This is a genomic window from Comamonas testosteroni (assembly GCF_000761245.1).
GTDB classification, from domain to species: domain Bacteria; phylum Pseudomonadota; class Gammaproteobacteria; order Burkholderiales; family Burkholderiaceae_C; genus Comamonas; species Comamonas testosteroni_C.
In genome coordinates this window covers 59587-65586 of sequence record NZ_AWOR01000052.1, presented here as the reverse complement: position 1 = coordinate 65586, position 6000 = coordinate 59587, and the positions used below count along the sequence as shown (strand labels likewise).

At 65.3% G+C, this 6000-nt stretch carries 6 protein-coding genes and 1 tRNA gene; all 7 read left to right on the top strand.

The window, feature by feature from the left end; genetic code table 11:
- Positions 1-194, top strand: a 194-nt coding sequence (locus P353_RS15735; protein WP_034371330.1) for an electron transfer flavoprotein subunit alpha/FixB family protein, incomplete at its 5' end; no start/stop codon positions are given.
- 123 nt (positions 195-317) lie between these two features.
- Positions 318-1304 carry a tripartite tricarboxylate transporter substrate binding protein gene (locus P353_RS15730; protein WP_034371329.1) on the top strand — a complete coding sequence of 329 codons (987 nt, stop codon included), beginning with the start codon at positions 318-320 and terminating at the stop codon, positions 1302-1304.
- An 87-nt stretch (positions 1305-1391) separates the two neighbouring features.
- Positions 1392-2936, top strand: coding sequence for a class I adenylate-forming enzyme family protein (locus P353_RS15725; protein ID WP_034371328.1), 1545 nt, complete (start codon positions 1392-1394; stop codon positions 2934-2936).
- Positions 2937-2978: 42 nt separating this feature from the next.
- Positions 2979-3749, top strand: a complete 771-nt coding sequence (locus tag P353_RS15720) for a class II aldolase/adducin family protein (protein WP_034371327.1) — start codon at positions 2979-2981, stop codon at positions 3747-3749.
- Between the two features lie 8 nt (positions 3750-3757).
- Complete coding sequence (locus tag P353_RS15715) at positions 3758-4687, top strand: 2-hydroxyacid dehydrogenase (protein WP_034371326.1); 930 nt, start codon at positions 3758-3760, stop codon at positions 4685-4687.
- A 66-nt stretch (positions 4688-4753) separates the two neighbouring features.
- Positions 4754-5740, top strand: coding sequence for a tripartite tricarboxylate transporter substrate binding protein (locus P353_RS15710; protein ID WP_034371325.1), 987 nt, complete (start codon positions 4754-4756; stop codon positions 5738-5740).
- A 164-nt stretch (positions 5741-5904) separates the two neighbouring features.
- Positions 5905-5981, top strand: a tRNA-Gln gene (locus P353_RS15705).
- Positions 5982-6000: the final 19 nt, after the last annotated feature.

Genomic DNA, 6000 nt, shown 5'->3' with positions numbered 1-6000 from the left:
GCAAGATCGTGGCGCCCCAGCTGTACATTGCGGCCGGCATTTCGGGCGCCATCCAGCATCTGGCGGGCATGAAGGACTCCAAGGTGATCGTGGCGATCAACAAGGACCCCGAGGCACCGATCTTCTCGGTAGCCGATTACGGTCTGGAAGCCGATCTGTTCACGGCCGTCCCCGAGCTGGCCAAGTCGCTGTAAGCACTGCCATGGCACCGCCAGGCAAGGCGGTGCCAACGGGCCCGGACATCCGGGCCCTGGCCAGAGCGGCACACAAGGTATGTGCCCCGGCCCCACCTGGTTCAGAGATTCAGGAGACAAGACATGCAGATTTCCCTTGACCGCCGCAGCCTGGTGCTTGCCACGGCCGCTTTTGTGACAGCCGCAGGCACCGGCGCATCAGTCTGGGCGCAGTCCGGCGACTATCCTGCGCGGCCGGTCACGCTGATCGTGCCGTTCCCGGCCGGCGGCCCCACAGACCGCCATATGCGCACGCTGGCCGACATTGCAGGCAAGCAACTGGGCCAGCCCATCATCGTCGAGAACAAGCCCGGCGCGGGCGGCACGCTGGGCCCCGGCGCCATGGCGCGCACCGCCAAGCCCGATGGCTACACCATCACCCAGTTCCCCATGTCCATGCTGCGCATGGCGCATATGCAAAAGACCGCCTGGAACCCGGTCACCGATTTCACCTACATCATCGGTGTCTCGGGCTATACCTTCGGTTTCACGGTGCGCTCGGACTCGCCCTACAAGAGCTTCAACGAGTACATCGCCGCCGCGCGCAAGACTCCCGGAAAGATCGAATACGGCTCCACGGGCATTGGCTCCTCGCCGCATCTGCTGATGGAGGAGCTGGCCGAGAACGCCAAGGTCACTCTCAATCATGTGCCTTTCAAGGGCAACGCCGACTTGCAGCAAGCCCTGCTGGGCGGTCATGTGGCCGCGCAAAGCGATGCCTCGGGCTGGGACACCTATGTGAATGGCGGCCAGATGCGCCTGCTCATGACCTTTGGTGAAAAGCGCACCCAGCGCTGGCCGGACGTGCCCACGGCCAAGGAGCTGGGCTATGGCGTGGTCTCCACCTCGCCCTACGGCCTGGCCGGCCCCAAGGGCATGGACCCGGCCGTGGTGCGCAAGCTGCACGATGCTTTCAAGAAGGCCATGGACGATCCGCGCCATGTCGAGGTGCTCAGGCAGCTCAATCAGGATGCCTGGTATCGCTCGGGTGCCGACTATGCGCAATGGGCCAGGGAGGCCTTCGCCAAGGACAAGATACTGATAGACCGCCTGGGTCTGGCTGCCAAATAAGCCACCGCCTGCCCAAGCGCCTGCAGGGCCGGGGGCTCGCAGGCGCAGTCCGCTTGAGATTCGTGAATTCCTGAAACGGAGCCCCTCATGACTGTTTCCCTGCCTTCGCCCGATGCACCCTTCACCACGCTGGCTGCGCTGATCCGCAGCCATGCTTGCCAGCAGAGCGACCATGCCGCGCTGCGCGACGACCAGCAGACCCTGAGCTATGCCCAGCTCGACGCCCTCATGGACCGCGTGGCCGCCGCGCTGCAGCGCGATGGCGTGCAGCCTGGTCAGGCCATTGCCATCTGCGCGTTGAACTCGGTGCGCTATGCCGCGCTATTCCTGGGCGCGCTGCGCGCGGGCGTGGTGGTCGCGCCACTGGCGCCATCCTCCACGGTCGACAGCCTGGCATCGATGCTGCGCGATGCCCAGGCGCATCACCTGTTCCTCGACAAGGCGGCCCAGGAGCTGGTGCCCGCCGACAGCGCCCTGCAATGTATCTCGCTGGACGGCGCCGCACCCGGCCGTGCCTTCGAGGACTGGCTCGCGCCCGAAGGCGCGCAGCCCGCGCCCGTGAGCGTGGAGCCTGAGGCGCCGTTCAACATCATCTATTCCTCTGGCACCACGGGGACTCCCAAGGGCATCGTGCAGTCGCACGGAATGCGCTGGACCCATATCAACCGTGGCGGCGTCTATGGCTACGGCCCCGAGGGCACGACGCTGCTGGCCACGCCGCTGTACTCCAACACCACGCTGGTGGTGTTCTTCCCCACGCTGGGCAGCGGCGGCTGCGTGGTGCTGATGCCCAAGTTCGACGCGGCGCGCTATCTGCAACTGGCCCAGCAGCACCGCGTCACCCACACCATGCTGGTGCCCGTGCAGTACCAGCGCATCATGGCGCTGCCTCAGTTCGGCGAGCATGACCTGTCGAGCTTTCAGGCCAAGTTCTGCACCAGCGCACCGTTTCGCGCCGAGCTCAAGGCCGATGTGGTTGCGCGCTGGCCCGGCAGCCTGACCGAGTTCTACGGCATGACCGAAGGCGGGGGCACCTGCATCCTCGAAGCCCATCTGCACCCGGACAAGCTGCATACCGTGGGCAAGCCCGCCGAAGGCCATGACATACGCCTCATCGACGAGGAGGGCTGCGAGGTCGCTCCCGGCGCGGACGGCGAGGTCGTGGGCCATTCGGCCAGCATGATGAGCGGCTACCACGGTCAGCCCGCCAAGACGCGCGAGGCCGAATGGTTCGATGCCACTGGAAAGCGTTTCATCCGCACGGGCGATGTGGGTCGCTTTGATGCCGACGGCTTCCTGACCCTGTTCGACCGCCGCAAGGACATGATCATCAGCGGCGGCTTCAACATCTATCCCAGCGACCTGGAGGCCCAGTTGCGTGCCCACCCGGGCGTGGACGACGTGGCCGTTGTCGGCGTGCCCTGCGAGCAATGGGGCGAGACGCCCGTGGCCTATGTGGTGTCGCGCACGGCAGAGCCGGCGCGGCCCGAGGAGATCATGGGCTGGTACAACCAGCAAGCCGGCAAGACCCAGCGCCTGGCCGATCTGCGCTTCATCGCCGAGCTGCCGCGCAGTGCCATCGGCAAGGTGCTCAAGCGCGAGCTGCGCGATAAGTACGCTGCGGGGCGCTGAGCCTGCCCGCCATTTCACGATGCCCATCACGAGACAAATCCCATGAGCCATGACACCACGATGTCCGAAATCCGCCGCCAGGTGACGCCCGAGGAGTGGCAGATCCGCGTCGAGCTGGCTGCCGCCTACCGGCTGGTCGCCCACTTCGGCTGGGACGACCTGATCTTCACTCACATTTCGGCGCGCGTGCCGGGCCAGCCCGGCCAGTTCCTGATCAACCCCTACGGCATGCTGTTCGACGAGATCACCGCATCCAGCCTGGTCAAGGTCGATCACGAGGGCCAGCCGATGATGGAGACCGAGTACGACGTCAACCCCGCAGGCTTCGTCATCCACAGCGCCATCCACGACGGCCGCCCCGAAGTGCAGTGCGTGCTGCACACGCATACACGCTACGGCGTGGCCGTGTCGGCGCAAAAAGATGGCCTGCGGCCCATCTCGCAGCAGTCCATCTTCCCGCTGGTGCGTCTGGCCTATCACGACTACGAGGGGGTGGCCCTGCGCGATGACGAGAAGCCGCGCCTTGTGGACGATCTGGGTGCCAGCAACTTCCTCATCCTGCGCAACCACGGGCTGCTGACCTGCGGCCGCAGCGTGGCCGAGGCCGTGCTGGCCATGTACACGCTGGAGTCGGCCTGCCGCATCCAGATCCTGGCGCAGTCGGGCGGCGGCGAGCTGACGCGCATTCCGCAGGCCATCATTGCCGACGCGGTCAACCAGTCGCGCCAGGTCACCAAGGGCAAGGGCGCGGGCCTGGCCTGGCCGGGCCTGCTGCGCCGCTTGGACCGCATCGATCCGTCTTACAAGGACTGAAGGAAACCATGGGAATTCTGGTCAACATCCACCCCAGCATGGGCGCGCCCATCGTCGATGCGCTGCGCGCTCTGGCACCCGACGTACCCGTCTGGGCGAACCGCGAAGAGGCTCCGGCCGCCAAGGTCGAGGCCATGCTGGCCTGGAGCCTCAAGCCCGGCGTGCTGGCGGCCTATCCACAACTCAAGCTGCTGTACGCGCCCAGTGCCGGCGTGGACAAGCTGCTGGCCGTGCCTGACCTGCCGGCCGGCCTGCCCGTGGCGCGCACCGTCGACCCGCAGCAGCATGTGGAGATCGCCCAGTATGTGGTCGGCACTGCGCTGCGCCACACGCGTGAGCTGGATCTGTTCGCGCGCCAGCAGCAGGCGGGAGACTGGCTGCGCCGCCCCGTGCGCGCCAGCGCCGACTGCCGCGTGGGCATTCTGGGCCTGGGCGAGGTCGGCCGCTTCGTGGCAGGCGCCATGCAGGCCGTGGGCTATCCCGTGGCGGGCTGGAGCCGCAGTGCCAAGAACATTCCAGGCCTGAGCACCCACAGTGGCGCCCAGGGCCTGCAGCAGTTGCTGTCCGACAGCGACATTTTGGTCTGCGCCCTGCCGCTCACCCCCGAGACGCGCGATCTGCTGAACCGCCGAACCCTCTCCCTGCTGCCGCGCGGCGCCTACTTCATCAACGTGGGGCGTGGCGAGCAGGTGGTGGAAGACGACCTGCTGGCTTTGCTCGACGAAGGCCACCTGGCCGGCGCCGCGCTGGATGTGCTGCGCGAGGAGCCGCCCCTGCCCGGCAACAAGGTCTGGGTGCATCCCAAGGCCTTTGTCACACCGCATATCGCGGCCCAGGCCTCGGCCGATACCGTGGCCCGCCAGTGCCTGGAGAACCTGCGCCGCCTGCGCGCAGGCGAGCCCTTGCTCAATCTGGTGGACGTGGCCCGCGGATACTGAGACATATTTCCCTTTACCTGTCGCGCTGGCGCGCGGCGTTTTTGCCCAAAGAACCAAGAGACACTCATGCTTTCGACATCTCGCCGCAGCTTTCTGCAATCGAGCGCCGCAGCCGGCGCCGCCATGCTGGCACCTTCGGCCTGGGCCCAGAGCCCCTGGCCCTCCAAGCCCATACGAATCGTCGTTCCCTACACGGCGGGCGGCTTCACCGATCAGATGGCACGTCTGCTGCAAGTGGGTTTGCAGAAAGCGCTGGGCCAGCCCATCATCATCGACAACAAGCCGGGTGCGAACAGTCTCATCGGTGTGGATCAGGTGGCAAAGTCTGCACCTGATGGCTACACGTTCGGAGTGGTGATTGCCGCTTATGCGGCCAACACCACGCTGTATCCCAAGCTGCCCTACAACCCCGGCAAGGATCTGGTCGGTGTGTCACTGATGGGGATCTCGCCTCTGGTTGCAGCGGTGTCCACCAATGCACCGTTCAAGACCACGCAGGAGCTGATAGCCTATGCCAAGGCGCATCCTGGCAAGGTCAGCTTTGGCTCCTCGGGAAGCGGCTCCAGCGCGCATCTGACGACCGAGCTGATGAAGCTGCTGACCAAGACGGACATGACCCATGTGCCTTACAAAGGTGCCGCACCGGCACTGACCGACCTCATGGGCGGTCAGATCCCCTTGTTCCTCGATCCTCCGCCCAATCTGATTCAGCCTGCCAAGGCCGGTCGCATTCGTCTGATTGGCGTGGCCAGCGACAAGCGACTGGCGGTGTTGCCCGATGTACCGACGTTTGCCGAGCAAGGCATTCCCGAGCTGATGGGCAGCACCTGGGCAGCAATGATTGCCCCGGCAGGAGTGCCCAAGGAGATCGTCCAGCGCATGTCCGCTGAAGTCGCTCGCATCATTCGCAGTCCGGAGATTTCGCAGCGCATGCAGCAGACCATGGGCACGTTTGCAGAAGGTTCGACGCCGCAGGAATGTGATCGCTTCATTGCCGCTGAAACTGCCAAATGGGGCAAGGTCATTCGCGAGGCCAAGGTCACGCTGGATTGATGGCTGCGCCTGCAGCGGGTCATGGTCAGAGTGCCGCGATAGCTGCTAAGCCGCCTGAGTTGCCGCGAAGCGCCTGGCAGGCACTGGGTGCTTCCGCCTCCAATCCCTGATCCCCGGAGTTCTCTGAAACCTGCGAAAAATCGAGCTATAATCTCGTTCTCTTTAGGGGAGTCGCCAAGCTGGTTAAGGCACTGGATTTTGATTCCAGCATGCGAAGGTTCGAATCCTTCTTCCCCTGCCAAGATATTAAAAGCCCCGGC

Excerpts from the sequence above, each read along its gene's own strand:
- P353_RS15725 (WP_034371328.1), top strand. The coding sequence starts at position 1,392 with ATGACTGTTTCCCTGCCTTCGCCCGATGCACCCTTCACCACGCTGGCT.
- P353_RS15710 (WP_034371325.1), top strand. The coding sequence starts at position 4,754 with ATGCTTTCGACATCTCGCCGCAGCTTTCTGCAATCGAGCGCCGCAGCC.
- P353_RS15730 (WP_034371329.1), top strand. The coding sequence starts at position 318 with ATGCAGATTTCCCTTGACCGCCGCAGCCTGGTGCTTGCCACGGCCGCT.
- P353_RS15715 (WP_034371326.1), top strand. The coding sequence starts at position 3,758 with ATGGGAATTCTGGTCAACATCCACCCCAGCATGGGCGCGCCCATCGTC.
- P353_RS15720 (WP_034371327.1), top strand. The coding sequence starts at position 2,979 with ATGAGCCATGACACCACGATGTCCGAAATCCGCCGCCAGGTGACGCCC.